Below are 24,671 nucleotides of genomic sequence, written 5' to 3'. Positions count from 1 at the left end.
CAATGAAGGTGAAAATTAATGGGAGCTGGACGGAAATTCCAGATTCAATCCATTCAGTTGCCGAACTGGCTAAGCATTTGAATATTGATGGCAAGCCAATCGTAATTGAAAAAAATGCACAAATCCTGGAGCGGGAAGATCATCAGGATGAAGCTGTTGCACACGAAGATCATTTTGAAATCGTTACATTTGTAGGAGGCGGATAACATGCTGAAAATAGGACCCCTTTCATTTCAATCAAGACTGCTGCTTGGAACGGGAAAATATCCCGATTTTGATGTTCAAAAAAAGGCGATTGAAGAATCAGAAACAGAAATATTAACATTTGCGGTTAGAAGAATGGATATATTTGAAAGCTCTCAGCCAAACCTGCTGGAAAAGCTGGATTTGAACCGTTATTCTCTTCTTCCCAACACAGCTGGCGCTAAAAACGCGGAAGAAGCGGTGCGGATTGCGAAGCTCGCGAAAGCTTCCGGCCTTTGTACGATGATTAAAGTAGAAGTCATCGGTGATTTTCAGACGCTTCTCCCGGATCCTTTTGAAACGCTTAAAGCATGCGAAATCCTTTTAGAGGAAGGATTTATCGTCCTTCCTTACATATCGGATGATGTCATATTGGCAAAATGCCTTCAAGAAATGGGCGTTCATGCAGTCATGCCGGGAGCGTCACCGATTGGATCAGGAATGGGCATTGTCAATCCGCTCAATTTAAGTCTCATTATCGAACAGGCTTCTGTTCCGGTTATTGTGGATGCTGGAATTGGGAGTCCGGCAGATGCGGCCCTTGCCATGGAAATGGGAGCGGATGGAGTCCTCCTTAATACAGCGGTGTCAGCTGCAAAAGATCCTGTTAAAATGGCCGCTGCCATGAAGCTTGCCATTCGTGCAGGCCATCTTGGCCGGGAAGCAGGCAGAATTCCGAAGAAACGGTACGCATCTGCAAGCAGTCCAAGTGAAGGAATGAGCGTCATTGAGTGACCGGTATTCAAGGCAGACACTTTTTTTACCGAATGGGGAAAAAGGACAGGCTGAAATCTCCTCAAAAACCGTTCTTTTAATCGGATGCGGTGCACTGGGAAGCGGAATAGCTGAAACTCTTATCCGGGCAGGAATAGGCAAACTGATACTTGTGGACCGGGATTATGTAGATGAGAGCAATCTGCAGCGGCAGCAGTTGTTTACAGAGCAGGATGTGGCAGAACAGCTCCCAAAAGCGGAAGCTGCTAAAAGAAGACTGCAGCAAATCAATCATATGACTGACATAGAAGCCTGTGTCATGCATGCCAGCCCTGCTTCCACTGCAAGAATTGTAACCGGTGTTGATTTGATCATGGATGGCACCGATAATTTTGAAACACGATGGATGATTAATGATCTGTCCCACCGTTACGGCATTCCGTGGATTTACGGGGCGTGTGTAGGAAGCTACGGTCTATCCTGCACCTTTATTCCGGGAACCGGACCTTGCTTAGCGTGTCTGATGGGCAGTATGCCAATGGGAGGCGAAACATGTGATACGGCAGGGATTATAGCTCCTGCTGTCAGTATGACCGTTTCTCATCAAACCGCTCAGGCATTAAAAATTCTATCAGGAAACATCCACGCAGTCAGAACAGAACTTTATTCATTTGACGTATGGAATAACAGTTATTCAGCATTAAAAGTGGAAAACATGAAGAAAATGAACTGTAAAACGTGCGGTTCTGATCCTGATTATCCATATTTGAAGGATGAAAACACCGCGAGGACGGCCGTTCTTTGCGGAAGGAATACCGTTCAGATCAGGCCCCCAGAAGATGTGAAAATCCGCTTTGATCATATTGCGGAGAGGCTTGCAGGGAAAGTAGAAAACCTATCCTTCAATCCATTCCTGCTTTCCTTTACAAAAGGGGCATTTCGTCTGGTTGCGTTTAAGGACGGCAGAGTACTGATTCATGGTACAAAAAAGACCGATGAAGCAAGATCATTATATAACCGCTACTTTGGTTAAAATAAGGAGCCGGCCTTTTACTGGCTCCTTATTTGCTGTTACCATCAATGTGTTTAATTCCTTAAATTAACGCTTAATGATACAGGAAAACGGGTAACAAATAAGATGTTTGTGAAATCATTCATAGAAATAGGTGAGAAAATGATCCGATTTGAAAGAGCTACAAAGGTTTATCCAGATGGGACAAAGGCAGTACATACAATGGATTTGGAAATAAAAAAGGGAGAATTCTTTGTTTTTATCGGTCCAAGCGGATGCGGGAAGACAACCACGATGAAAATGATCAACCGCTTGATCGATGCTTCAGACGGGAATGTTTTCATTCAAGGAAAAAACGTTCAGGATTATGAAATTCATGAGCTAAGATGGAATATTGGCTATGTGCTGCAGCAAATTGCCTTGTTTCCTCATATGACGATTGAAGAGAATATAGCAGTTGTCCCTGAATTGAAAAAGTGGAAATCAGATCAAATCAGAAATCGGGTCGATGAGCTTCTTGAAATGGTCGGGCTTGATCCTGACACATACAGAAGCCGGAAACCAAGCGAGCTATCGGGAGGACAGCAGCAGAGGATCGGTGTCGTCCGCGCCCTTGCGGCAGATCCTGATATTATTCTGATGGATGAACCCTTCAGCGCACTGGATCCAATCAGCAGAGAAAAGCTTCAAAACGATATAGCAGATCTTCAAAAAAGAATCAAAAAAACGATTGTTTTTGTAACCCATGATATGCAAGAGGCTTTGGCACTTGGGGACCGCGTCGCTATCATGAAAGATGGTGAGCTGATTCAGGTCGATACACCAAATGGACTTATTCAAAATCCGGCAAACGATTTTGTAAAAGAATTTATCGGTTCAAGAGCCGTACCTGAGCGCAGAGTCCGTCAGGCGAAAATCGGTGAGCTTTCATATGCATTTCAGCCGGTGCCTGCGGAGTTTCCTGATCTGCCGATTAACCACGATGCGTCTGTTCAAGAAGCAATTGAACGCTTAAAAGGAAAACCTGCTCTCGCCGTTGAAAAAAATGGGGCCATTATGGGCGTTATAACTTCAGAAGGTATGATGGAATACCTGGCTGGACAGCTCGGAATGGAGGAAGTCAGATGAACTCATTCATTACCACCTTCCAGGAGCGGCAGGACCAGCTGTGGACAGCCCTGCTCGAGCACATTCAAATATCGTTTATTGCACTCATCATTGCTGTGATTGTTACAATTCCGCTCGGCATTCTATTGACGAGAAAAGCAAGGCTTGCTGAAGGAGTAATCGGAGTTACAGCTGTCTTGCAAACCATTCCTTCACTTGCTTTGCTGGGACTGCTTATTCCCCTTGTAGGGATAGGGGTTGTGCCGGCTGTTATTGCGCTCGTTATTTATGCACTTCTCCCGATTCTGCGGAATACGTATACCGGGATAAAAGAAGTCGATCCCTCTCTTGTTGAAGCAGCAAGAGCAATGGGAATGAATAACCGAAAACGCTTATTCAAAGTAGAACTTCCGCTGGCATTGCCCGTTATTATGGCCGGAATCCGAACAGCTATGGTATTGATTGTCGGAACGACCACTCTTGCTGCATTAATTGGAGCAGGAGGGCTCGGAAAGCTGATTCTTCTTGGAATAGACCGGAATGATAACATGCTGATTATCCTCGGAGCGATTCCTGCCGCCCTGCTTGCCATCTTTTTTGATGTATTGCTAAGACTGGCAGAAAAAGTTTCTACAAGAGGTTCAGCAAAAAAAGCTGGAATTGCAGCGCTGGTCATCGCTCTCATTATCGCGGTGCCGCTCGCCTGGGGATCAGGCAAAAAGGATATCGTCATTGCAGGAAAATTGGGCTCTGAGCCTGAAATCCTTATTAATATGTACAAACTGCTCATTGAGCAGGACACGGATTTAGAAGTAGAGCTGCAGCCGAGCCTCGGCAAAACCTCCTTCCTTTTTAATGCTCTTGAGTCCGGTGAAGTGGATATCTATCCTGAGTTCACCGGCACTGCACTTTCTACATTCCTGAAAGAGGAACCTAAAGGCGGGGACGAACAAGCCGTCTATGAGCAAGCAAAAAAAGGCATGAAGGATCAATACAGCATGGCCTATTTAGAGCCGATGCAATTTAACAACACCTATACGCTTGCTGTTCCAAAAGATACAGCCGAGCAGTTTGATTTAAAAACCATTTCTGATCTAAAGCAAGTTCAGCAAAACATGAAAGTAGGATTCACCCTTGAATTCTCAGACAGGCAGGATGGGTATAAGGGAATTCAAGAGCTCTATGGAATTAAATTTCCGGCATTAAAGACGATGGAGCCGAAGCTTCGCTACAGTGCAATCCAATCCGGTGAAGTGAACTTAATTGACGCGTACTCAACCGACAGCGAACTGGCGCAATACAAACTCGTTACGCTGGAAGATGACAAGGGACTATTCCCTCCTTATCAGGGAGCCCCTCTCTTAAAGCAGGAAACGCTGGAAAAATATCCAGAGCTGGAGGAGCCGCTCAATAAGCTTGCTGGTCAAATTACAGATGATGAGATGAGAAACATGAATTATCTCGTTAACGTTAAAGGAGAAGCAGCTGAAAAGGTAGCAAAGGATTATCTAGTGAAAACGAAACTTCTGAAAAAGTAACTTTGCTTAGCCGTGCACACTCGCACGGCTTTTTTTTATTTATAAGGAGTAAAGACTTATGTTCAGAATAATAAGAATAAACCATTGTACTCATGAACGGAGACTATTAATCGTTGTATATTCACATATGTAAGCGCTTTATTTTACTAAAGGAGAGGAAGCGGTTTAATGGCGAAGAGAGTGAGAAGAATAACAGGTTTTGTTTTGATTTTTGTGCTAACGTTTGCACTGCTGATCCCGGCACAGCGATCCATGGCTGCAGACAATGGAACGATGATGCAATATTTTGAATGGTATTTGCCAAATGATGGCCAGCATTGGAACAAAATGAAGAATGATACGGCTTATTTATCAAGTATAGGGATCACTGCCCTTTGGATTCCTCCGGCTTATAAAGGGGCCAGCCAGGCGGATGTTGGCTACGGTGCATACGACCTTTATGACCTGGGAGAATTTAATCAAAAAGGGACGGTTCGAACGAAATATGGAACAAAAGCTGAACTTGTTTCTGCCATCACCTCTCTTCACAGCAAAGGCATTAACGTATATGGCGATGTCGTAATGAATCATAAAGGCGGAGCGGATTTTACTGAAAATGTAACAGCTGTGGAGGTCAATCCGAACAACCGAAACCAGGAAACATCCGGTGACTACCAAATCCAAGCCTATACGGGCTTTAACTTTCCAGGTAGAGGCAATACCTACTCCAGCTTTAAATGGAACTGGTATCATTTCGACGGAACAGATTATGATCAATCCAGAAATCTAAACAGAATCTATAAATTCAGGGGAACCGGAAAAGCATGGGATTGGGAAGTATCAACCGAATACGGAAACTATGATTACTTATTGTATGCGGATGTCGATTACGATCATCCGGATGTTGTAAACGAAATGAAAAAGTGGGGAACCTGGTATGCCAATGAATTAAAGCTGGATGGATTCAGGATTGATGCTGCGAAACATATTAAGCATTCCTTCCTTGGAGACTGGGTACAGTCAGTCCGCACCTCCACTGGAAAAGAAATGTTTACAGTGGCAGAGTATTGGCAAAACAATCTTGGATCCCTTGAAAATTACTTAAATAAATCCGGCAATAATCACTCAGTATTTGATGTACCGCTCCACTATAACTTTCAGGCAGCCTCTTCACAAGGCGGTTACTATGATATGAGAAATCTATTAAATGGAACGGTTACTTCCAAACAGCCAACAAGATCGGTAACGTTTGTAGATAATCATGATACACAGCCAGGACAGGCTCTGGAATCAACTGTGCAAAGCTGGTTTAAACCTCTTGCTTATGCTTTCATATTGACACGGGAGTCTGGGTATCCAAACGTGTTTTACGGGGATCTTTACGGAACAAAAGGGACAAGCGGCAGAGAAATTCCTTCATTAAAAACAAAGATTGAACCTTTATTAAAAGCGAGAAAAGACTTCGCATACGGTACCCAGCGGGATTATATCGACAATCAGGATGTAATCGGCTGGACAAGAGAAGGAAATACTTCCAAAGCCAATTCAGGACTGGCGACTCTTATTACGGACGGTCCGGGAGGCGCTAAGCGGATGTATGTCGGTACACAAAATGCAGGAGAAGTCTGGTATGATCTAACGGGGAATAGAACGGACAAAGTAACTATAGGTTCAGATGGCTGGGCGAACTTTAATGTAAATGGCGGATCTGTATCCGTTTATGTCCAGCAGTAATAACCGTCAAAAAAGGACTGCCATATGGCAGTCCTTTTTTGCTTGAGTCATTCAATCGGTGCTTGTGCAAACCTGTCGGAAAATTCCTTCCATTTACACAAATGCTCTGTTCGATTATCCTTAATATGACATGTACTCGAACAGGAGGGACATAGGAATGAACTCACGCTATGAATCCAGAACCTATAATAATAGAAAAAATAAACGCAGGCCGAAGTGGGTAAAGCGGCTAGGAGCTGTGGCTGTGGTCATTGCTCTTCTTGCAGGGGCAGCCTATTATTTTATTCCTAAAATGGCTTCAGACCAAATTTCAGGCTATTTAGATGCAGAAGTCGAGAAAAACGGCGGCTATGAAAGGATTAGAAATGCGGCGAATGCCAACCCTGAAGTAAAGAAATTCCTGGAGGAGGGGGCAAATGCTGACCCTGACTCCCTCCCATTTACGTCAAAGGAAGATGCTACAAGAGTGGTTATGACGAAGGTTGGACCAGGTAATCTGCAGAAAATCCAATCCATGTCAAAGGATGGTTTGGACGCAGGAGAGCAGCAGGAAGTCCTGAGAATAGCAGAAGACCACCTGTCTGCAGATGAAATACTGGCACTCAAGTATGTTGCCAATAAAGAAATCAATCAATAATTGGATGATTAAAGACCAAATTGTTGGGGAAAAAACAATCATCACTCTAGTGAATCTTTAACCAGTGAAGGAGCTTATGGACCTTGGAGAAAAGAAAGAATCCAATTATACATTTTCTAGGGGGCAGAAAAACCGCTTATGTGCTAGGTATTTTATTGCTCCTAGGGTTGAACATTTTCCTGTATACAAAAGTTTCATTTATTTTCAAACCGATTACTGCCTTTATAGGGACAGTCGCACTTCCGGTGATTTTGGCGGTTGTGGCATACTACCTGCTCAGACCGATTATGAGATTATTAATGAAAGCAGGGGTCGGCAGGACGACCTCCATTTTCTTATTGCTGATTCTGATTATAGGATTACTTGTGCTATTAATTATGTCAGTCGTTCCATTTCTGGTAGACCAGACGAAAAGTCTATTCACCTCGTTTCCGGGATATTGGGATAAATTTATAACCGGATTTGAATCGTATGTAGAGGGACAGTCCTATCTCGCCCCTATATATGAAGATTTGAAGGACCGCAGCTCTGGAATCTTCAGCTCAGTTGGAAGCAATGCTTCAAATGTCGCTTCTGAAACACTCAGCGGGTTTACTAAAGTACTAAGTGCATTAACGAGCGTAACCATTGGATTGGTAACCGCTCCGTTTATCCTTTTTTATTTGCTGAAGGAGGGCGAAAAACTCCCTAATGCATTTATACGTATCCTTCCACCGAGAATGCGCGGGGGGACTAGAAAGGTATTTCGCGAAATTGATGAGCAGGTTAGAGCCTATATTCAAGGCCAGCTGCTAGTGAGTCTTTGTATAGGAGTCATGCTGTACATCGGCTTCCTCATTATAGGCATGGACTATGCAGTCGTTCTGGCAGCCATCGCCAGCGTGACAAGCGTTGTCCCCTACCTCGGACCTGTGATAGCCATAACACCGGCCATTATTATTGCCATTGTCACATCGCCATTCATGCTCTTGAAACTTGCGTTTGTCTGGACGGTTGTTCAGCTGCTGGAAGGGAAGCTCATCTCGCCTCAGATTATGGGGAAATCCCTTCGTGTGCATCCAATCACCATTATTTTTGTTCTGGTAACAGCTGGACACCTTTTCGGAGTCCTTGGGGTAATTCTTGGAATACCAGCATACGCAATCCTAAGAACATTTGTATTCCAATTTTTCAAGCTTTACAAGCGCCGCTACAACCGCTATTACGCCACCTCCCCAATAGACGAGCGGTATGAAGAGGATAAGATTGAGTAAAGCAGAAGAGACAGGAAAAAGAAAAAACCTGCTGAAGGACGGCTTGTCCCGCGGCAGGTTTTTTGGTTCTTAAATATGATTTACATAATCATCAAAAGAATGATAATCGCAATAACGATACGGTAGATCGCAAATGGAATCAGCTTCACACGATTAATCATTTTTAAGAAGAACCGGATTGAAATCAGTGCGAAAATGAAAGCTGTGATAAATCCTACGATAAAGAAGGGAAGTGAATCGCCCGTGATGAATTCCCAGTGCTTAAGCAGGGAGATTCCGCTTGCGCCAGCCATAACCGGCACAGCCATAATGAACGTGAAATCAGATGCAGCTCTATGACTGATTCCAAGCAATACTCCCCCGGAAATCGTTGAGCCAGAACGTGAAAACCCCGGCCATAGTCCAATACATTGAAACAGTCCCATCATGAAGGCTTGTCTGTAAGACATTTTATCAATAGTCTCTGTTTTCACCTTCGGCTGAAGCAAATCTGCTGCAATCATCAGAAGAGCGCCTCCGATCAAACCAATCACCACGGTCTGAACAGAGAAAAGTTTTTCATCAATATAATCGGCAAATGCAAAACCTAAAATCCCTGCCGGCAAAATCCCGATTATAACCGTTACAAGTGAAAGCTTTGATCCGCCTGGATTTTCGCTGACTGATTTTTTTGTTTTAATTCCAAGCATATCAAAAAATCTTTGTCTGAAAACGACAACCACAGCCAGTATCGATCCAAGCTGAATAACGACTTTAAATGTGTTGGCCACTTCGCTCCCAAAAAGCTTATTGGATTTTAGCCACAAATCATCAACCGCAATCATATGACCTGTTGAAGAAACAGGTGCAAATTCCGTAAGTCCTTCAACAATTCCAAGTATCATGGCAACAATTAAATTCCAAATATCCATATCTTCTCTATACCTCGACTTTTTTCATACTTTACAAATTTAGCGTCCTTACAAAAATACCATATTTATTAATAGTTGTGGTAGACCATTTATTAGGAAACGAAAAAAAGAATGCCCTAATCCGGGAAGGATCAGGGTCATTTTTTAATAGTATGGAGAAATCATTAAATAGACAATAACACCTGTCAAACTAACATACAGCCAGAGAGGCATCGTCCAGCGCGCGATTTTCCGGTGCTTTTCCACTTTCATATTCAATCCGCGTGCAAGTGTAACAAGAGCCAGCGGAACAATAACGACTGAGAGCAGAATGTGAGAGATCAGGATAAAGTAGTAGATTGGACGGATGATCCCCTCGCCGCCAAATGGTGTATTCGGCGCCAATGCATGATACGTTACATAAGAAACCAAAAACAGTGCCGTCGTAGTGAACGCTCCGAAAATATAATTCCGATGGCGCTTAATATTCTTCTGTTTAATGATGGAATACAAAGCGGCCAGCAGGAAGATGAACGTAAAGCTATTCATTACCGCATTGAAAAACGGCATAAAGGTTAAATCGATATGACTAAGGTTATTTCCCTTCGGCATAAAGTACAAGACTGCCACTAGCGCGTTTATCGCAATGGTCAATGTAACAATAATCGGTGTATAATTACGCTCTTTAGTATTCATATAGTAGCTCCTTTAAAGTTGCTTTCACTTTGCTATTATAGATTTTTTTAAGGTCAGAGTAAAATGCAGAGAGGCAATATGAGGGATTTTTCTTAAAAAATATTACAGAACGTTGAACGGACTGGATGTGAGGAGAGACGAAACAGAGGGGGTACCAGGCATTGACGGAAACTAGTAGGAATACCAGGTGCCAGGGCAAAGCGAGGAAATCGGTGTAATGCCAGGCAAGAATGCCAGGCAAGAATGCCGGGCAAAGCAAGCAAATCGGTGTAATGCCAGGCATGTAAAAGAAAACCGGGTAACCGAAAGTCCTGCGTTATCCTGAACAATTTTATTTCTCAACAAAAATAGAGCTGGCGTCAAGCCAGCTCCAACCAGTTTATTCAGCTATTACAGCCACAATCTTCCCTTTAACATGCCGCTCCGATAGGCGGACAAGTGCATCGGGAATCTCTTCGAGTGAAATTGTTTCAGAGAGCAGGGAGTCGATTTTCCCATCCTTAAGCAGCTGCAGCATTTCATCTCCCATTGCTGCTAAATCTTTTTGGGATTCGAAATCTGCTTTATGGATAGCTCCGAGAGCAATTTCATGGAAGGAGATGACCTTGGTAAATGGTTTAAGACTGGATGTGTCAGGTGCTCCTGCGATGTGTGCGAGCTGGCCGCGGTAGGCGATATAATCCAGAGCTTCTGTTGAGGTTTGACGGCTAACCGTATCAAGTACGGCATCCACCCCGCGTCCGTTTGTTAGCTCGAGTACTCTTTCTTTTACATCTTCTGAACCATAATCGATTACGTGGTCGGCTCCTAGAGATTTCACGTAGTCATGGTTGGATGAGGAAGCCGTTGTGAAAACCTCAAGTCCTGCGTTTTTGGCAAGCTGGATAGCAAATCCGCCAACTCCGCCTGCTCCCCCTTGAATGAGGATTGTTTTGAATGTATGAAGCGGAAGCTTCCTGAAAAGAGCTTCATACGCAGTATATCCAGCAGTAGGAAGAGCAGCAGCATCTTTAAATGAAATTTCATCAGGTATGCGGGATACCGTATGAGCGGTCGTTACAGCAAACTCTGCGAAACCGCCGCCTTTTGTCATATCACCGTGATAAACCACGCGGTCTCCTTTTGCCCACTCTGTTACACCCTCACCAAATTCTTCAATGGTACCAGCAACATCTAAGCCCAATACATGCGGGTAGTTCCAGCCTGGATTTCCGTTGGCAGCTGTTTTATAGTCAACAGGATTAAGGCCGACTGCATGCACCTTGACGAGTATTTCTCCTTTTTGAGGCGACGGTGTTTTTAATTCGCCGGTTTTCATCTGTTCCCATTTGCCTTTTTCCTCTAGCAGCATTGCTTTCATTCGGCTCAACTCCTTAAAATTAGTATTGTCCATTCCATTGTATATAATAGATATAATTGACTGTTTTGTACAAGAAGGCACTTTTTTGTACGATAGTTACCGTTCGGAAACTTCGGCAGGAGGATAAGGGATGAAGAAATTAAATGATGAGTATCAATGTGCAATTAATCTGGTTATTGATTTAATTGGAGGAAAGTGGAAGGTTCTGATCCTGTGGAATCTTAACGGTGAAACGAAAAGGTTCTCAGAGCTTTTAAGATCAATGCCCTCTGTTACTCGCAAAGTGCTTGCCCAGCAGCTTAGAGAGCTTGAAGAGCATGGTTTAGTTACTCGAAAAACTTATGAAGCTGCCCCTCCAAAAGTAGAATATTCTACGACTGATATGGGAAAGAAACTGCAGCGTACCCTAAACGAAATGTGTTTGTGGGGAGATGAATATGCAGAAAAGCATCAGATTGAAATGAAAGAATGCTGGACAGGGAATGAGGCTGCAGCGGAGTGATTGACTTTGAATGGTATCGGAGCTTTATCAGTATATATAAACATCAATCCGTATCGGAAGCGGCTAGATCCCGCATTCTGACCCAGCCTGCTATGAGTCAGCATCTAGCGGCATTGGAAGCAGAAGTAGGGGAAGCTCTTTTTACCCGGACTACAAGAAAGATTACCCCAACAGAGCGGGGGAAGGAACTGTACTCAAGGCTTGCCCCTTTAATAGAAACTTTGGAAAAAACAACGCTGGAGATCAGACATTCAATCCAGTCGTCACCTACGATCATGATTGGCTCGCCAATCGATTATTTCTCTGTTAGAGGCTTAGAGAAACTCAAGAATTCCTCCCTCAGAGTGATCCATCATCAAGGAGAGTCAGAGGAGCTCTTTGACATGCTTGATCAAAACCGGGCCGATGTGATCATTACGACCCAGAGGTTCAGTAAGCCTGGAATAGAATATAAGCTTATTGAAAAAGAGGAATTTTTTGTTTCCATTCCAAATGGTATGGCCGGACCAGCAGATGAGGACAACGCCGAAGCTTGGCTGCTAAGCAAAAAATGGATAAGCTACGGGATGGAGCTGCCCATTATCAGAAGACTGTGGCGTGAGCATTTTAAAAAGAGGCCGGAACTCGATCCGCATTACGTCATCCCGGATTTGAGAGGTATTTTAACAGCAGTTGAGAAAGGAATTGGAATCAGCCTTTTGCCGCATTATCTGATTGATGATTCGGTTAAGCGAGGGACAGTAAAAACGGTACTTCAGGAATATACGGTGTTAAATGAAATTTATTTAGGCTATAAAACGAAAAATAAAACTGATCCATTTTTTCAGGAGGTCATTGATGAGCTTTTGAAAGGATAATTCACCCGGCAGAAATTAGATCTGCCGGGTTTTTTCGTACTCGCACGTTAATATGCCAGAAAAGATCATTGAAATCCAAATTGTAATCTAACTGAAATAATTTTAATGAAAGGCTTCAAAAGCTGATTGTGACGGTAAACATTCATTACAGATATATCTTTCTGATAGAGGATGATGACGGCAGAAAAAATACCCAGTTTGATAGGCCGGGAGATACGGGTAACACCCACAATAGAACGGAATTGAAAGCGGCACTCCCGCCTTTCAGTTTAGAAAGGAGGACGCAATCAATGAGCTCTAGTAATAAAGACCGTTTTAAAAAGCTTGGCTATGGAAGCCTTGCTGCCGCTGGAATGAGTGCCATGCTCATACCGGGTGTCCGGGAAAAAGTCCTTCCAAAGGCAGTAAGATGGAAAGCTAAGGAAAAAAAACATGAAGTTAAAGAAGAAATGAATGAAGAAAAAGAAGAACTAAAGGATGCAGCTAAAGACAGAATAGCACATGAAATGAAAAAACGTGTTCAGAAGAAGATGCAGTCCAAAGTAAATGAAGCTGCGGGTAAACTGGAAGCAGCAAAAGAAGAAAATGCCGAGAATGTGCATTCAAAGGCGGAAGAAATGAGAGATAAAGTTCAGGAAGCTTTATTAAATGTAAGATCCAAGCTGAAAAACTTTAAAGAAGCCGGAGAAACGTTTCAGGAAAAAATCAGACCTGATGATAAGGGCCGTTTGAAAAGCGTCAGAGATTTAAAAGGCGTGAATCAGCTAAAGAGCGCCTCGCAGGTGAAGAGTGCGGCAAATATGAAGAAACCTAGCCAGATTAAATCAGCAACGGATATTAAAACAATCAGTTCAATTTCAAATTCTTAATTAAAGAAGGGAGAAAGATAAAATGGCTGTTCAAAAAAGTACGGATAGTTCAAGTCTAGCAGAGGTAGTCGATCGGATTCTGGATAAGGGTGTAGTAATTGATGTTTTTGCCCGCGTATCACTGGTAGGTATTGAACTTATTACAATTGAAGCCAGAGTCGTTATTGCGAGTGTTGATACATGGCTCCGCTATGCAAATGCTGTAGGGCTGCTTAGAGATGACGTGGAAGAAGATAACGCACTGCCTCAGCAGTCGAACGAACGCGATAAACAATTCAGCATCTAACAGAGACTAAAAGAAGCCTGCCGGGGGAATAAAGACCCGGCGGCTCCTTTTAAATGTGAAAACGGCGGTGAATCCAGTGAAGATTAAAGAAGTAATGAAATCATTAAATGAATTCTTCTCAGAGCATATAGCTCCCCCCCATAAAATAACTTCCATTGAACCTACTGAAGAAGGATGCAAAGCTGTTGTGGAAGTCGTGGAAGAACGTGAATATATGAGAAAGTATGCCAAGGATGAAATGCTTGGGGTGTATGATGTGACATTGGATGCGGAATATGATGTGACCTCATATACCCGTAAAAGTCTAAGACCGAGAAGCGCCATGATGGATGAACAGGAATAGCAGACAGCGTGATTGGAGGGGTAAGAGATGACCGTACTGAAAGAAGCTAAACAGGCTGGAGCAAAAAATCCGGATACTTTTTATAAAGAAGCATTTGCGGACATTATGGAAAGATCCGCTTCTTATATTAAGGCCGGATATCCAGTCCATTTTACAGGCCCATCCGGAGTAGGGAAAACCACCCTTGCTCTCAATCTTGCGAAAAAGAGAAAAAGGCCTGTTATGCTCATGCACGGAAATCACGAACTTTCCAATGCAGACCTAATTGGTTCCTTCACAGGATATACAAGCACTAAGACAGTCGACAACTACATCCGGTCCGTTTATAAAAGAGACGAAAATGTAACAGAGACTTGGAAAAACGGAAGGCTGCTGGAAGCTGTACAAAATGGGTACACCCTCGTTTATGACGAATTTACCCGATCCAAGCCGTCGACGAACAATCTGTTTTTATCGATTCTCGAGGAAAAGGTTCTTCCCCTATACGGCACTAAGCATACAGAGCCTTTTGTTAAGGTGCATCCTGAATTTATGGTCATCTTTACGAGCAATCCTGATGAATACGCTGGCGTTTATCAGACTCAGGAAGCTCTGCTTGACCGGCTGATTACCATACCGCTCAGCTTTATAGAACCAGAAACAGAAGCAGGAATTATAGCCAAAAAAACAGGCGTCATAGCAGAAGAGGCAAAAAGCATTTCTCACTATACATCCAGTCTAAGGGACCTATGCAGGAAAAAAGGCAAGGAAGGTCCGAGTCTAAGAGCTTCCATAATGATTGCACAAATGGCGTATGATCAGGAAATTGAGATTGATGGAAAAAATGAAGCCTTTCAGCAGCTATGCCAGGATATTGTCTGGTATCAAATGCGAAAATCTCTTGAAAATGAAAGTGATGCTAAGATTCAGCAAATCATTCTATCAGAATGCAAGAAAATTTAGGGGTGACCATTGATGAGCGAAACTGGAATATATATTTTTTGCGGCATACAACAGCCTGAAACAGGTGCAGATTTCGGCGAAATGACGCTAGAAGGAAACGACTACTCTATTTTTACTATTCATTATGAGGATGCAGCGATTGTTGCTGCAGAAGTTCCAATGAAGATCTACCATCCGAACAAGGAAAATGTAATGGCCCATCAGCAAGTTGTGTCTTCCGTAATGAAGAAAAATGATACGGTGATTCCAATCAGCTTCGGAAACATCTTTAAATCCCAGGAAGATGTCCAGATGCTATTGAAAAATCTTTATCCGCAATTCAGCAAGCTTTTCCCAGAAATTAAAGGGAAAATGGAGCTTGGTTTAAAGGTTGTCGCAAAAGAGGACTGGATCAATGAAGAGCTTTCAGGCCGCAGCGACATTCTAAAAATGAAGGATTCGGTTAAAGGCAAGTCTGAAGAGGCAAGCTATTATGACCGAATCAAGCTTGGCGGAATGGCTCAGGAGTTTTTCGAGAAGCTTCAGCGGCAAATAAAAAAAGAAGTATTTGAGCCACTGCAGCAAATTTCAGAGGCAGCAAACAGCAATAAACTGATTGGTGAAAAGATGCTATTAAATGGAGCATTCCTTGTTGACCGTAAATATGAGGAACTGTTTGACAGCAAAGTAAATGAAATCCACCAAAAGTGGGAAAATAAAGTAGACTTCCATTATTCTGGACCATGGCCTGCTTATAACTTCATAAACATCCAGCTCAAGGTAGAAGAAACCTCATGATTCATAAACTCTTCACCGCCCCATTGAACCTTGTGGTCAAGGTAGGAGAGAAGATCAAAGAAGAAGCGGATAAAGAGCTGTTTGATATTCCGACGATTCAGCAGAAGCTTATCCAGCTTCAAATGATGTATGAACTGGAAGAAATAGAAGAGCAGGCTTATAAAGAGCAGGAAGAACAGCTGTTAATGAGATATGAAACGGCTAAAAGACTGGAAATGGAAGAATACGAAGAGATGCTGAAGCAGGAGAAGTGAGGGATTAATATGAGTAAGTTAATTTATTTATACGGGTTGGTCCCTACTGAAGAAGCAGCGGCAGCAGCAGTGCCATCTTTTAAGGGATTCGATCAGGAGCATGATGGCTATTCTATAGAGTTTGGAAGTGTAACAGCGGTCATCTGCGAGCTTGATCCGGCTGAATATTCCGAAGAACAAATTAAAGAAAAAGTAAATGAGATGGAATGGCTTCACGAAAAAGCATTCCATCACCATGAAATGCTTATGATGCTTGAAAAAAGCTACACACTCATACCAACAAAATTCTGTACCATTTATTCATCACTTGAAAGCCTGACCGAAACGGTGAATCAATATCAGGAGCGTATGCTCGAGCTATTCAGGTATCTGGAAGGCAAGGAAGAATGGAATGTGAAAATTTATAGCGATGACAGCCAAATGAGAGAGTCATTTGCAGAAAATAATCCGACTGTTTTGGCCAAGAAAGAAGAAATAGCCCAGCTTCCGCCCGGAAGACAATATTTTGAAAAAAGAAAGCTCGAGCAGCTTGTGGATCGTGAAATGGAACTCGAGAAAAACAGGATTTGTGAGCAAATTCATGAAGACCTGGTTCCATATTCCGACGACAGCACGATTAAGAAAACATGGAGCCAGGATGTAACGGGCAGGGATGAGCAAATGTGCTGGAACAGCGTTTATTTGCTCCCTAAGGACCAGATAGCGCAGTTCAAGGAAAAAATTCAGCTTGCAGCGGAAGCTCATCAGGAATCAGGCTGGAAGTTTGAGCCGACCGGACCTTGGCCGCCCTACCATTTCGCAAATCTGCTAGCAGGTGAGGAGAGAAAACATGGATCAGCCCCGGCAAATTGATAACAGCGATGTATCCTTGCTCGATATCCTGGATGTCATTCTTGATAAAGGCGTAGTACTGAGAGGGGATCTCATTATTTCAATTGCCGGAATTGATTTGATTTATCTTGATTTACGAGTCTTGATTTCTGCTGTGGAAACCCTTGTAGAAGCAAGCGGAAATAATACACTTTCATCGACCGAAATGGATCGTGAAAGAGAGGAGCTTGTTTATGTCACAGAATCCCGCAGGCGCTAAAACCGGACTTCAAAGCAGCAATGGAAAGATCAATCTGGATCCGGATTCTGCTGAGCAGGGTCTTGCCCAATTAGTCCTGACGGTTATTGAGCTTTTAAGACAGCTTGTAGAACGCCACGCCATCCGCCGTGTTGACGGAGGAACGCTGACTGATCAGCAAATTGAGGATCTTGGGGTTGCTCTTGCAAACCTTGAAATAAAGATGGAAGAAATGAAAGATATTTTTGACTTGAAAGATGAAGACTTAAATATAGACCTTGGCCCTCTCGGCAATTTGATTTAATCATAGGGATCGCCAACAAAGCGAGGAGGAATTAAGGTGAATGAAATTCAGCATAACAGCGGCTCGAGTTCGATTGTAGATGTTCTCGAGAAGGTTTTGGATAAAGGTGTAGTCATTGCCGGTGACATCAAAATCGGCCTGGCGGACGTAGAACTTCTTACAATCAAGATCAGGCTGATTGTCGCCTCTGTCGATAAAGCGAAAGAAATCGGCATGGACTGGTGGGAGAATGATCCATATCTAAGCTCCAAGGCTGCAAATAACAACAGTGAGGCGCTTGAAGAAGAAAACAAACGCCTGAATGAAAGAATTAAATCATTGGAAGAAAAAATGGATTCTCAAAGACTCGTTTAATAAAAAATAGATTTGAAGTTTGCTAACTTAATTGAACCTTAGGAGGAATAGAAAATGGAACAAAACAATCAAAAACAATCAAAAGTAAAACCGGTAAAAGCAGAGAATAGCAAGCAGGATAAACAGCAAAGCCAAGATAAGACGGCTAAAGCTAAACGTCCGGCTGTTGATAAAAACTTCCTATCCGGATCACTTGTAGGAGCACTTGCAGGAATCGGCGCTACATTGCTTCTTGCTCCTAAAACAGGGAAAGACATGAGGTCGTCTATTGGAAAGCAATCATCTTCTGTATTAGACAGCTGCAAGGAATTCGGAGGCAGCACGAAAGAAAAATTGTCCTCCCTGAAGGACAAAAGCACATCCAAAACGCAGGAAGCAGCCGACAAGATTAAAAAATCCGCTCTGTATATCGTGAAAAAAGAGGATAAATCAAAGTCTGAAGAGCAGGAAACAGCTGAGAATGAGCAGAAGGATGCTAAATCCCAAACAGCAAGCACAGCCACTGAAGAACAAGAGGAAACGTCATCTGCAAAAGAAAACGAAAAGATGATCCAAAGTGCAGTTGATGAAGAGAACGAATCAAAAACAGATGATACAAATCATAATAAAGAAGAAACGAATGAAGTGAAAAATACAGCAGGAACTGAAGAAGCGGATTCAGATAATCAGGATGAAACTGATGATCAAGATGATAGCGAAACTGGATCAGGTGCCCAGGCTAAGATGGAAGAAGAATCTGTTGTCGAAACAGAAAAGCCTAAGCCTGCTCCTGCTAAAACAGCTGCGCGGACAAGAACAGCAAAAGCGAAGAAAGCACCGGCTGCAGCAAAGAAAGCAGCGGAAGAGAGTAATGAAACAGTCGTAAAGAGTGAAGATGATACAGTTCAATCAAACTAAATAGATGAATTAAAGGAGGGCCTGTCATGAGTGGAAATACGAAGGATAGCATTTTGGAAATGCTGACGCACGCAGCAAATAAGCATGATTTCTCACTGGATATTACGTTAAACATGAAGGGTTCTCTTATTACCGGAACACTCGTATCAGCAAGAGAATATTTTGAAGAAATGAGCGGGAAATTCGAGGGGGGAAATGACCTCTCCAAAGCAATCAGCGAAAAATTGCTGGATGCAAGCAAGCAAAACGTTGAGCAGGCAGAGGATGTTACGTTTATCCATCTGAAGAATACGAGGATCTATTGCGGAGACAGCAAGCCTACTCCTTCAAAAAGCGAGTTTTTATGGAGAGGAAGACTGGATCAGACAGATGGCTTCTTCATTGGTAAAATCTCTGAAGACTAAGAGTTTTTTTAGAAAAGTGAGCAATGGATGGCCTAATTAAACGAGTAATTATCTTTATCTCTATAAAAAGCCAATCGGATTTTCCGATTGGCTTTTAAACTTCTTAATCTTTATTTTGCAAAGCCTCGCAGCCTTCATCACCATTTCGAATCTTAATGGCATTTGATAACTCATAAATGAAAATCTTTCCATCTCCGGGTTTGCCTGTTTTAAGAATTTTGCAGGCGAGATCAATGACATCCTGTACCGGAACCTTGCAAACAACAATTTCAATTTTGAGGCGTTCATACATATTTATTTCTTTTTTCACTCCGCGGTAGAGCTCTGTAAATCCCTTTTGGAGACCGGCACCGAAAACATTGGACACTGTTATCCCGCTAACCCCTATTTTAACGAGCTCCCTTTTAAACTCTTCAAAACGGTCCGGACGGGAGATAATTTCGATTTTGGTTAATTTATCACTCATAATTTACGCCCCGCTTCCTAAAGGTTAGACTCTTGATAAGCTTTTTCGCCATGTAAGGTAAGGTCAAGACCCATTGATTCCTCTTCTTCACTGGCACGGATGCTTACTACAAAGCTTACAGCTTTAATTAGTATAAAAGTGACCACCCCCACGAAAACATAGGTTGCACCTATTGCAATCAGCTGTTTCAGCAATAGCCCTGCATTTCCGTAAAAAAGTCCGTCAGCACCGGCAGAGTTTACAGAAGTAGTAGCAAATAGTCCTGTTGCAATTCCGCCCCATGTTCCTCCAATGCCATGTAAGCCAAAAGCATCTAAAGCATCATCATAGCCGAGCTTTTCTTTAAGGAAGAAAACTCCCCAGAAGCATACGGCCCCTCCCACCAGTCCGATTATGATGGAGGCGGACGGAGTAACAAAACCGCATGCAGGAGTGATAGCGACCAGACCAGCTATTGCTCCTGAAATTGCTCCCAGCATCGTAGGTTTTTTATTGATAAGCCATTCTACGGCAATCCAGCCGATAATTCCAGTAGCTGCAGCGGTGTTTGTATTAATGAATGCCGTCATCGCTACATCGTTAAGTGTAAGAGCACTCCCAACGTTAAAGCCGAACCAGCCAAACCAGATGAGTACTCCCCCGAGCAAGGTTAATGGAAGATTATGAGGAGATACGGAATTTTTGCTTTTTCTCGTTCCGATAACAAGGGCCAAAACAAGACCTGCTACGCCGGAAGAAATATGAACTACATTTCCCCCTGCAAAATCCAATGCGCCTAAATCACGCAGCCATCCTCCTACACCCCAAACCCAGTGTGCAACAGGGGCATATACAAGGAACGTCCACAAAACACTGAACAGGACAAAGGCTGAGAAGCGCATACGTTCTGCGAAAGCGCCTGAAATAATTGCACATGTGAGAACAGCGAAAGTAAGCTGGAACATCATATACAAGCTGTGAGGGATTGTGGCGCTGTAATCAGGATTAGGCTCAAAAGAAACGCCTTGAAGTCCCACCCAATCCAGTCCGCCTATAAAAGGGTTTCCTGCTGTTGAAAACGCAAGTGAATAGCCTGCGATGATCCATAAGACCGAAATAATAGCAATAGAGCTTAAGCTGTACATCGCTGTGCTGAGTACATTTTTGCTTCGAACCATGCCTCCGTAAAATAAGGCAATACCAGGTGTCATTAGCCAAACTAGCAACGTTGCTACAAACATTAATATCGAATCGCCCATCTGCATTGCTGATTCCTCCCCTAAGTCAATTGAAATACTTCATGTTAGTTTATATGACATCATTTGTTATATAAAGTATCATATGTGAAAGGAAGCAGAATATCAATAAGAATTTTCAAATAAATCAAATGTTTTTTATGTAAACGAATACAATGTGTTAGAAAATCTAACATATAAAAACGTAAAAAAGATCCACCCTCCTTAGAGAGTGGATCTTAAATGGATTTACTTTATCTTACACCCTTCATAAGCCTTTGAATAGCAGGGGAAACCGTGAATAGAATCAAACCGAGAACAATAGCTAATCCGCCTATTATTCCAAAATATACAATCTCGGTTTCGGGTTTGTAAAATCTAACCACCTGTGCATTCATTGCTTGAGCTGCTGCACTTGTTAAAAACCATAAGCTCATGGTTTGCGAAGAGAAAGCAGAAGGTGCAAGTTTAGTTGTAGCGGATAATCCAACTGGAGACAGGCAAAGCTCTCCAATAACAACTAAGAAGAAGCTTAGAACGAGCCACCATGGATTAACAAGTGATTCTGTTCCATTAATGGAGGCAGGGAAAATCATAACAATGAACGATAGACCAGCGAAAATCAGACCGAAAGAAAATTTCTTAGACGTTGAAGGCTGGCGGTCGCCAAGCTTAATCCACATCCAGGCAAATAACGGTGCCAATGTGATGATGAATAAAGGATTTAATGATTGGAACCAGGAAGCTTTCAATTCGAACCCGCCGATGTTCAATTGAGTGCGCTCAGCAGCATATGCAGCCAGGATGGTAGAGCCTTGCTCCTGAATCGCCCAGAATACCATTGCGGCGATAAACAGCGGAATGTAGGCAAGCAGCCTTGACTTTTCAACGGCAGTTGTCTTTTTGCTGTTATACATCACAATAAAGTATGTGGCAGGAATAAGAATACCAAGAATACTTACTATTAAGATAAATAAATCGATGGTTAAAATACCTTGCTGAGCTAATACAAAACCAATGATAAGGACAATCGCAGCCCCAATCCCGATTTGTGTAAAAGTTTTCTTTCTTTCAGCAGGTGTCAGCGGGTTCGGAACGTATGAACCTGCTTGTCCAAGGTTTTTCTTTTTAGTAGCTACAAAAACAATTAATCCCAGAAGCATTCCGATTGCAGCAAGTCCAAATCCTAAATGGAAGCTGTACATTTCTCCAACTGTTCCGACAACTAATGGGGAAAGGAAAGCACCCATGTTGATTCCCATATAGAAAATGCTGAAGCCTGAGTCGCGGCGTTCATCTTTTTCAGTATAAAGGTCACCAACAATGTTTGAAATATTAGGCTTTAACAGACCTGTACCAAGAACAATCAATACCATAGAAACTAAGAATGCAGTAAACGTTCCTGGTAAAGCAAGTACGATATGACCGAACATGATTAATATTCCGCCGTAAAAGACGGTTCTGGTGGATCCTAATATTCTATCTGCTACCCATCCGCCGATAATTCCGGACATATAAACAAGAGATCCGTAAATGGAAGTAATAGCCAGTGCGGTTGATTGGTCAATGCCCAGTCCGCCTTTTGAAATACTATAATACATGTAATACACAAGAATGGCTTTCATTCCATAATATGAAAATCTCTCCCAGAATTCAGTGAAGAATAGGGTGAATAAGCCTCTTGGATGTCCGAAGAATCCCTTTTGAGGGACACTTGCTGCTACTTTATCATGGTCCAAAGGTGTCATTTAAATTACCTCCCTCTTATAAGATACTATATTACTATCATCTTTAATTCGTTGTCAAAATATTTCGAGTTGAAAAATTAGGTAAAAAGCATGATTTTGAAAAGGATTACATAAAAAAAACCCTTAGTTAAGGGTTTTCTAGCCAAGCTTTTTATTCAGTTCAATATAACGTTTGTTTAAGCTTTCATCAATTGTTTTAAGTAAAGGATAGCCGAGATCCTTTTGAATTTCGATGGAGCGGTCCTGAAGTCTTTCCAGCTTTCGGAGTTCTTCTGCGGCTTTAGAAGTGGAGCCGGATTTTACAAGTGCATCAATTTTATTCATTAAGCGATGCATGGAAACTTGATAAATTGTCCGCTCGCGCGCAATTTTTGCAGGTTTTACATAGAGCTTCAGCAAAGAATCGCGGTTTGCCGATCCGTAAACTTCGCCAATCTGTTTCTCTGTTTGGGCAATAGCTGCGGAGACTCGGTTATATTGACTGTCGATCGAGATTAGATTTGAGCTTGTAATGGACTTGTTGTAATCAGCTGTCCTGATTTGCAGCATCATTCCGTAAAGGCTTGCCTCCTGGCTTTCCAGACTCCTATTGATAGGTGCGGGAAGGGGTGGATAGCCGCCGGCTTTTTTAATCTGAACTGCACGGTTTTTAAGACGATTCAGTGTTTGCAGCTTCGATTCTGCTTTCGAACTATTTTTGGCTGATACGTCTGCTTTAATTGAATTCATCAATCTAAATTGTGAAATTTCATAAATGCTTCTTTCAACCGTTTTTTTAGCAGGGTTCAGGTATTTTTTTCCTAATTCATCCCTGTTGCTTTTACCGGAAACTTTGCCGATTAGCGATTCTGCTTTCTTTAATTCATTTGTTAATCCATCGTACAATCCGTTTACTTTTGAAATACTTCCGGTATTGACAGCCGTTTGATACTGAGCCGTTTTTTGAAAAAGGATTTTTCCTTGGCTGTCAGCAGCTGCATAGCGGGAATAATCCGCATTTAGAGAGTAACCGTTTTTCTCTGCAATTGTTTCAAAGGATTCACTGGATTTTAAAATAACGGCTTTCGTCATTTTATCCACCTGAGGATAAAGCCATCTGACTTCTGAATTATGCATTCTGATGCAGCCTGAACTCACATAGTGCCCGATGGAGTTTTCATTATTATTGCCGTGAATTGCGTAGGTTGTCCCGTAGGTTCCTCTTGCATCAAGTCCAAGCCATCTGTCCCCTAGAGGATTTCTCGGATCTCCTCCTGGGATATTGTCCTTATAATAAGGCCGGTTCATGATCTTTGTGACAACCCGAAAAGTCCCTTCTGGAGTTAAGTCATCACTTCTGCCTGTCCCTATGCTGAAAACACGAACAAGCTTGCCGTTATTAAAAAAGGCTAATTTGTTGATAGCTTTATTTACAATGAGTAATTGTTCTCCGCTTGCTGAAGCCGGAGTAACGTGTCCGCCAAGCAAAAAACTGAAAATAAGAACAAAACTTAACGTTATTTTTTTCATAATGCCCCCTGTATTTCTATATTTATATAAATATACCAATTAATTATAATCATAATTACCTGATAAATATGTAAAAATTTGTAGAAGTGGAAAAAATATTTAAAGGACAAAGGGAAAAAGTGCTGAACATTTTATGATAGCAAAGTTAAAAGGAGGAAAAGAAATGATCCCTCAAAGAGTATCGCTCCTAACGATTGGAGCAAGAAATGTAAAAAATCTCAGGATGTTTTATCAAAAGCTCGGATGGACAGAAGCGGAAATCAGTTCAGATCAATATGCGGTTTTTAAAACAGCAGGGGTTCTTCTCTCACTTTATCCCCTGGAAGAACTTGAGAAAGATGCTGAAGTTAAACTGATTAGCGAGGGATATAAGGCAGTCTCATTTGCAATAAATGTAGATGAATCGCAGCAAGTAGATGAAGCAATTGAAGAGATAAGGAGGGCAGACGGTGAAATTCTCCGTGAACCGAGTGATGCTTTCTGGGGAGGGAGGATTGCATATTTTGCAGATCCGGAACAGAATCTATGGGAAATTGCATGGAACCCCTCTTCGGTATTTGATGAAAGGGGAGCGATGCTTGAATTCTAATAAAATGTAAAAAAGGCACCTGAATCATCAGGTGCCTTTGCGTATTGCGGCGAGGGACCAAACGCCACATCGTTTGTACCTAAAAGGTGCGTCCCCCGACTTATGCAACTCAGCTCATCGCCCT

Annotated in this window: 30 protein-coding genes; 23 read left to right on the top strand and 7 right to left on the bottom strand. The window is 42.4% G+C overall.

Translation table 11 applies throughout. The annotated features are described in order from the left end of the window. The first annotated feature begins 2 nt into the window (after positions 1-2). The 8 genes from thiS to AS29_RS16395 all read left to right on the top strand — a co-directional run bounded on the left by thiS (position 3) and on the right by AS29_RS16395 (position 8,217). The gene (gene thiS, locus AS29_RS16430; protein WP_035412296.1) at positions 3-206 is read left to right on the top strand and encodes a sulfur carrier protein ThiS; all 204 of its coding nucleotides are present in this window, start codon (positions 3-5) and stop codon (positions 204-206) included. Position 207: 1 nt separating this feature from the next. Beyond that, positions 208-978: a thiazole synthase gene (locus tag AS29_RS16425; RefSeq protein ID WP_035412291.1), complete on the top strand. Its 771-nt coding sequence runs from the start codon at positions 208-210 to the stop codon at positions 976-978. Then, on the top strand, positions 971-1,990 hold the full coding sequence (locus AS29_RS16420) for a ThiF family adenylyltransferase (protein ID WP_035412288.1): 1,020 nt from the start codon (positions 971-973) through the stop codon (positions 1,988-1,990). Before AS29_RS16425 ends, AS29_RS16420 begins: the two co-directional genes overlap by 8 nt. Positions 1,991-2,131: 141 nt before the next feature. Continuing rightward, positions 2,132-3,097, top strand: coding sequence for an ABC transporter ATP-binding protein (locus AS29_RS16415; protein WP_035412285.1), 966 nt, complete (start codon positions 2,132-2,134; stop codon positions 3,095-3,097). Beyond that, positions 3,094-4,614, top strand: a complete 1,521-nt coding sequence (locus tag AS29_RS16410; protein WP_035412281.1) for an ABC transporter permease/substrate-binding protein — start codon at positions 3,094-3,096, stop codon at positions 4,612-4,614. Before AS29_RS16415 ends, AS29_RS16410 begins: the two co-directional genes overlap by 4 nt. A gap of 168 nt (positions 4,615-4,782) precedes the next feature. Then, entirely contained in the window at positions 4,783-6,327 is a 1,545-nt protein-coding gene (gene amyS / locus AS29_RS16405; protein WP_035412278.1) for an alpha-amylase, read from the top strand. A gap of 157 nt (positions 6,328-6,484) precedes the next feature. Continuing rightward, a complete protein-coding gene (locus AS29_RS16400; RefSeq protein ID WP_051860832.1) occupies positions 6,485-6,964 on the top strand; it encodes a hypothetical protein in 480 nt (159 codons plus the stop codon). A gap of 83 nt (positions 6,965-7,047) precedes the next feature. Continuing rightward, entirely contained in the window at positions 7,048-8,217 is a 1,170-nt protein-coding gene (locus tag AS29_RS16395) for an AI-2E family transporter (protein WP_035412275.1), read from the top strand. 80 nt (positions 8,218-8,297) lie between these two features. Here the strand turns inward: AS29_RS16395 and AS29_RS16390 are convergent, their stop codons facing one another. The 3 genes from AS29_RS16390 to AS29_RS16380 all read right to left on the bottom strand — a co-directional run bounded on the left by AS29_RS16390 (position 8,298) and on the right by AS29_RS16380 (position 11,163). Then, a complete protein-coding gene (locus AS29_RS16390) occupies positions 8,298-9,128 on the bottom strand; it encodes an undecaprenyl-diphosphate phosphatase (protein WP_035412272.1) in 831 nt (276 codons plus the stop codon). Between the two features lie 144 nt (positions 9,129-9,272). Continuing rightward, positions 9,273-9,803, bottom strand: coding sequence for a DUF420 domain-containing protein (locus AS29_RS16385; RefSeq protein WP_035412270.1), 531 nt, complete (start codon positions 9,801-9,803; stop codon positions 9,273-9,275). 379 nt (positions 9,804-10,182) lie between these two features. Next, a complete protein-coding gene (locus AS29_RS16380) occupies positions 10,183-11,163 on the bottom strand; it encodes a zinc-binding dehydrogenase (protein ID WP_035412268.1) in 981 nt (326 codons plus the stop codon). 130 nt (positions 11,164-11,293) lie between these two features. Between AS29_RS16380 and AS29_RS16375 the strand changes: the two genes are divergently transcribed. The 14 genes from AS29_RS16375 (at position 11,294) to gvpU (ending at position 19,021) form a co-directional block, all read left to right on the top strand. Then, entirely contained in the window at positions 11,294-11,665 is a 372-nt protein-coding gene (locus tag AS29_RS16375; protein WP_035412266.1) for a winged helix-turn-helix transcriptional regulator, read from the top strand. Further along, positions 11,662-12,522 carry a LysR family transcriptional regulator gene (locus AS29_RS16370; protein ID WP_035412264.1) on the top strand — a complete coding sequence of 287 codons (861 nt, stop codon included), beginning with the start codon at positions 11,662-11,664 and terminating at the stop codon, positions 12,520-12,522. The genes AS29_RS16375 and AS29_RS16370 overlap by 4 nt, the downstream gene beginning before the upstream one ends. Positions 12,523-12,812: 290 nt before the next feature. Then, the gene (gene gvpQ / locus AS29_RS16365; protein WP_051860831.1) at positions 12,813-13,391 is read left to right on the top strand and encodes a gas vesicle protein GvpQ; all 579 of its coding nucleotides are present in this window, start codon (positions 12,813-12,815) and stop codon (positions 13,389-13,391) included. A 22-nt stretch (positions 13,392-13,413) separates the two neighbouring features. Beyond that, the gene (gene gvpA / locus AS29_RS16360) at positions 13,414-13,677 is read left to right on the top strand and encodes a gas vesicle structural protein GvpA (RefSeq protein ID WP_035412262.1); all 264 of its coding nucleotides are present in this window, start codon (positions 13,414-13,416) and stop codon (positions 13,675-13,677) included. A gap of 76 nt (positions 13,678-13,753) precedes the next feature. Then, positions 13,754-14,020, top strand: coding sequence for a gas vesicle protein GvpO (gvpO, locus tag AS29_RS16355; RefSeq protein ID WP_035412425.1), 267 nt, complete (start codon positions 13,754-13,756; stop codon positions 14,018-14,020). 27 nt (positions 14,021-14,047) lie between these two features. Next, positions 14,048-14,962, top strand: a complete 915-nt coding sequence (gvpN, locus tag AS29_RS16350) for a gas vesicle protein GvpN (protein ID WP_035412260.1) — start codon at positions 14,048-14,050, stop codon at positions 14,960-14,962. A gap of 12 nt (positions 14,963-14,974) precedes the next feature. Continuing rightward, complete coding sequence (locus AS29_RS16345; protein ID WP_035412258.1) at positions 14,975-15,739, top strand: GvpL/GvpF family gas vesicle protein; 765 nt, start codon at positions 14,975-14,977, stop codon at positions 15,737-15,739. Then, entirely contained in the window at positions 15,736-15,993 is a 258-nt protein-coding gene (locus tag AS29_RS16340; RefSeq protein WP_035412256.1) for a gas vesicle protein GvpG, read from the top strand. Before AS29_RS16345 ends, AS29_RS16340 begins: the two co-directional genes overlap by 4 nt. 9 nt (positions 15,994-16,002) lie before the next feature. Beyond that, a complete protein-coding gene (locus AS29_RS16335) occupies positions 16,003-16,845 on the top strand; it encodes a GvpL/GvpF family gas vesicle protein (RefSeq protein WP_035412254.1) in 843 nt (280 codons plus the stop codon). Next, on the top strand, positions 16,823-17,083 hold the full coding sequence (locus AS29_RS16330) for a gas vesicle protein (protein ID WP_035412251.1): 261 nt from the start codon (positions 16,823-16,825) through the stop codon (positions 17,081-17,083). Before AS29_RS16335 ends, AS29_RS16330 begins: the two co-directional genes overlap by 23 nt. Next, positions 17,058-17,366, top strand: a complete 309-nt coding sequence (locus AS29_RS16325) for a gas vesicle protein K (protein WP_051860830.1) — start codon at positions 17,058-17,060, stop codon at positions 17,364-17,366. The genes AS29_RS16330 and AS29_RS16325 overlap by 26 nt, the downstream gene beginning before the upstream one ends. 45 nt (positions 17,367-17,411) lie before the next feature. Further along, a complete protein-coding gene (gene gvpJ / locus AS29_RS16320; protein WP_051860839.1) occupies positions 17,412-17,720 on the top strand; it encodes a gas vesicle protein in 309 nt (102 codons plus the stop codon). Between the two features lie 54 nt (positions 17,721-17,774). Next, positions 17,775-18,617 (top strand): YtxH domain-containing protein, encoded by an 843-nt coding sequence (locus tag AS29_RS16315; RefSeq protein WP_035412245.1) that lies wholly within the window; start codon positions 17,775-17,777, stop codon positions 18,615-18,617. Between the two features lie 26 nt (positions 18,618-18,643). Next, on the top strand, positions 18,644-19,021 hold the full coding sequence (gene gvpU, locus AS29_RS16310; RefSeq protein WP_035412243.1) for a gas vesicle accessory protein GvpU: 378 nt from the start codon (positions 18,644-18,646) through the stop codon (positions 19,019-19,021). A gap of 103 nt (positions 19,022-19,124) precedes the next feature. On the opposite strand, the gene AS29_RS16305 is transcribed toward gvpU, so the two are convergent. The 4 genes from AS29_RS16305 to AS29_RS16290 all read right to left on the bottom strand — a co-directional run bounded on the left by AS29_RS16305 (position 19,125) and on the right by AS29_RS16290 (position 23,958). Further along, positions 19,125-19,487, bottom strand: coding sequence for a P-II family nitrogen regulator (locus tag AS29_RS16305; protein WP_035412240.1), 363 nt, complete (start codon positions 19,485-19,487; stop codon positions 19,125-19,127). A gap of 17 nt (positions 19,488-19,504) precedes the next feature. Continuing rightward, positions 19,505-20,731, bottom strand: a complete 1,227-nt coding sequence (locus AS29_RS16300; protein ID WP_035412237.1) for an ammonium transporter — start codon at positions 20,729-20,731, stop codon at positions 19,505-19,507. Between the two features lie 224 nt (positions 20,732-20,955). After that, positions 20,956-22,449: a peptide MFS transporter gene (locus tag AS29_RS16295; protein WP_035412234.1), complete on the bottom strand. Its 1,494-nt coding sequence runs from the start codon at positions 22,447-22,449 to the stop codon at positions 20,956-20,958. Between the two features lie 138 nt (positions 22,450-22,587). Next, entirely contained in the window at positions 22,588-23,958 is a 1,371-nt protein-coding gene (locus AS29_RS16290; RefSeq protein WP_051860829.1) for a L,D-transpeptidase family protein, read from the bottom strand. Positions 23,959-24,121: 163 nt separating this feature from the next. On the opposite strand from AS29_RS16290, the gene AS29_RS16285 reads away from it, so the two are divergent. Further along, the gene (locus AS29_RS16285) at positions 24,122-24,547 is read left to right on the top strand and encodes a VOC family protein (protein WP_035412231.1); all 426 of its coding nucleotides are present in this window, start codon (positions 24,122-24,124) and stop codon (positions 24,545-24,547) included. Positions 24,548-24,671 lie beyond the last annotated feature (124 nt).

This window comes from Bacillus sp. SJS (assembly GCF_000732485.2).
In the GTDB taxonomy this organism is placed as follows: domain Bacteria; phylum Bacillota; class Bacilli; order Bacillales; family Bacillaceae; genus Metabacillus_B; species Metabacillus_B sediminis.
This window is presented reverse-complemented; position numbering and strand designations above follow the sequence as displayed.

What these genes read in the sequence shown, in the direction of transcription:
- AS29_RS16415 (WP_035412285.1), top strand. Translation starts at nt 2,132, where the DNA reads ATGATCCGATTTGAAAGAGCTACAAAGGTTTATCCAGATGGGACAAAG.
- gvpA (WP_035412262.1), top strand. Translation starts at nt 13,414, where the DNA reads ATGGCTGTTCAAAAAAGTACGGATAGTTCAAGTCTAGCAGAGGTAGTC.
- AS29_RS16290 (WP_051860829.1), bottom strand. Translation starts at nt 23,958, where the DNA reads ATGAAAAAAATAACGTTAAGTTTTGTTCTTATTTTCAGTTTTTTGCTT.
- thiS (WP_035412296.1), top strand. Translation starts at nt 3, where the DNA reads ATGAAGGTGAAAATTAATGGGAGCTGGACGGAAATTCCAGATTCAATC.
- AS29_RS16385 (WP_035412270.1), bottom strand. Translation starts at nt 9,803, where the DNA reads ATGAATACTAAAGAGCGTAATTATACACCGATTATTGTTACATTGACC.
- gvpQ (WP_051860831.1), top strand. Translation starts at nt 12,813, where the DNA reads ATGAGCTCTAGTAATAAAGACCGTTTTAAAAAGCTTGGCTATGGAAGC.
- AS29_RS16335 (WP_035412254.1), top strand. Translation starts at nt 16,003, where the DNA reads ATGAGTAAGTTAATTTATTTATACGGGTTGGTCCCTACTGAAGAAGCA.
- AS29_RS16295 (WP_035412234.1), bottom strand. Translation starts at nt 22,449, where the DNA reads ATGACACCTTTGGACCATGATAAAGTAGCAGCAAGTGTCCCTCAAAAG.
- AS29_RS16340 (WP_035412256.1), top strand. Translation starts at nt 15,736, where the DNA reads ATGATTCATAAACTCTTCACCGCCCCATTGAACCTTGTGGTCAAGGTA.
- AS29_RS16390 (WP_035412272.1), bottom strand. Translation starts at nt 9,128, where the DNA reads ATGGATATTTGGAATTTAATTGTTGCCATGATACTTGGAATTGTTGAA.
- AS29_RS16325 (WP_051860830.1), top strand. Translation starts at nt 17,058, where the DNA reads ATGTCACAGAATCCCGCAGGCGCTAAAACCGGACTTCAAAGCAGCAAT.
- amyS (WP_035412278.1), top strand. Translation starts at nt 4,783, where the DNA reads ATGGCGAAGAGAGTGAGAAGAATAACAGGTTTTGTTTTGATTTTTGTG.
- gvpU (WP_035412243.1), top strand. Translation starts at nt 18,644, where the DNA reads ATGAGTGGAAATACGAAGGATAGCATTTTGGAAATGCTGACGCACGCA.
- AS29_RS16375 (WP_035412266.1), top strand. Translation starts at nt 11,294, where the DNA reads ATGAAGAAATTAAATGATGAGTATCAATGTGCAATTAATCTGGTTATT.
- AS29_RS16285 (WP_035412231.1), top strand. Translation starts at nt 24,122, where the DNA reads ATGATCCCTCAAAGAGTATCGCTCCTAACGATTGGAGCAAGAAATGTA.
- AS29_RS16400 (WP_051860832.1), top strand. Translation starts at nt 6,485, where the DNA reads ATGAACTCACGCTATGAATCCAGAACCTATAATAATAGAAAAAATAAA.
- AS29_RS16410 (WP_035412281.1), top strand. Translation starts at nt 3,094, where the DNA reads ATGAACTCATTCATTACCACCTTCCAGGAGCGGCAGGACCAGCTGTGG.
- AS29_RS16380 (WP_035412268.1), bottom strand. Translation starts at nt 11,163, where the DNA reads ATGAAAGCAATGCTGCTAGAGGAAAAAGGCAAATGGGAACAGATGAAA.
- AS29_RS16345 (WP_035412258.1), top strand. Translation starts at nt 14,975, where the DNA reads ATGAGCGAAACTGGAATATATATTTTTTGCGGCATACAACAGCCTGAA.
- AS29_RS16315 (WP_035412245.1), top strand. Translation starts at nt 17,775, where the DNA reads ATGGAACAAAACAATCAAAAACAATCAAAAGTAAAACCGGTAAAAGCA.
- gvpN (WP_035412260.1), top strand. Translation starts at nt 14,048, where the DNA reads ATGACCGTACTGAAAGAAGCTAAACAGGCTGGAGCAAAAAATCCGGAT.
- AS29_RS16300 (WP_035412237.1), bottom strand. Translation starts at nt 20,731, where the DNA reads ATGCAGATGGGCGATTCGATATTAATGTTTGTAGCAACGTTGCTAGTT.
- AS29_RS16305 (WP_035412240.1), bottom strand. Translation starts at nt 19,487, where the DNA reads ATGAGTGATAAATTAACCAAAATCGAAATTATCTCCCGTCCGGACCGT.
- AS29_RS16330 (WP_035412251.1), top strand. Translation starts at nt 16,823, where the DNA reads ATGGATCAGCCCCGGCAAATTGATAACAGCGATGTATCCTTGCTCGAT.
- AS29_RS16425 (WP_035412291.1), top strand. Translation starts at nt 208, where the DNA reads ATGCTGAAAATAGGACCCCTTTCATTTCAATCAAGACTGCTGCTTGGA.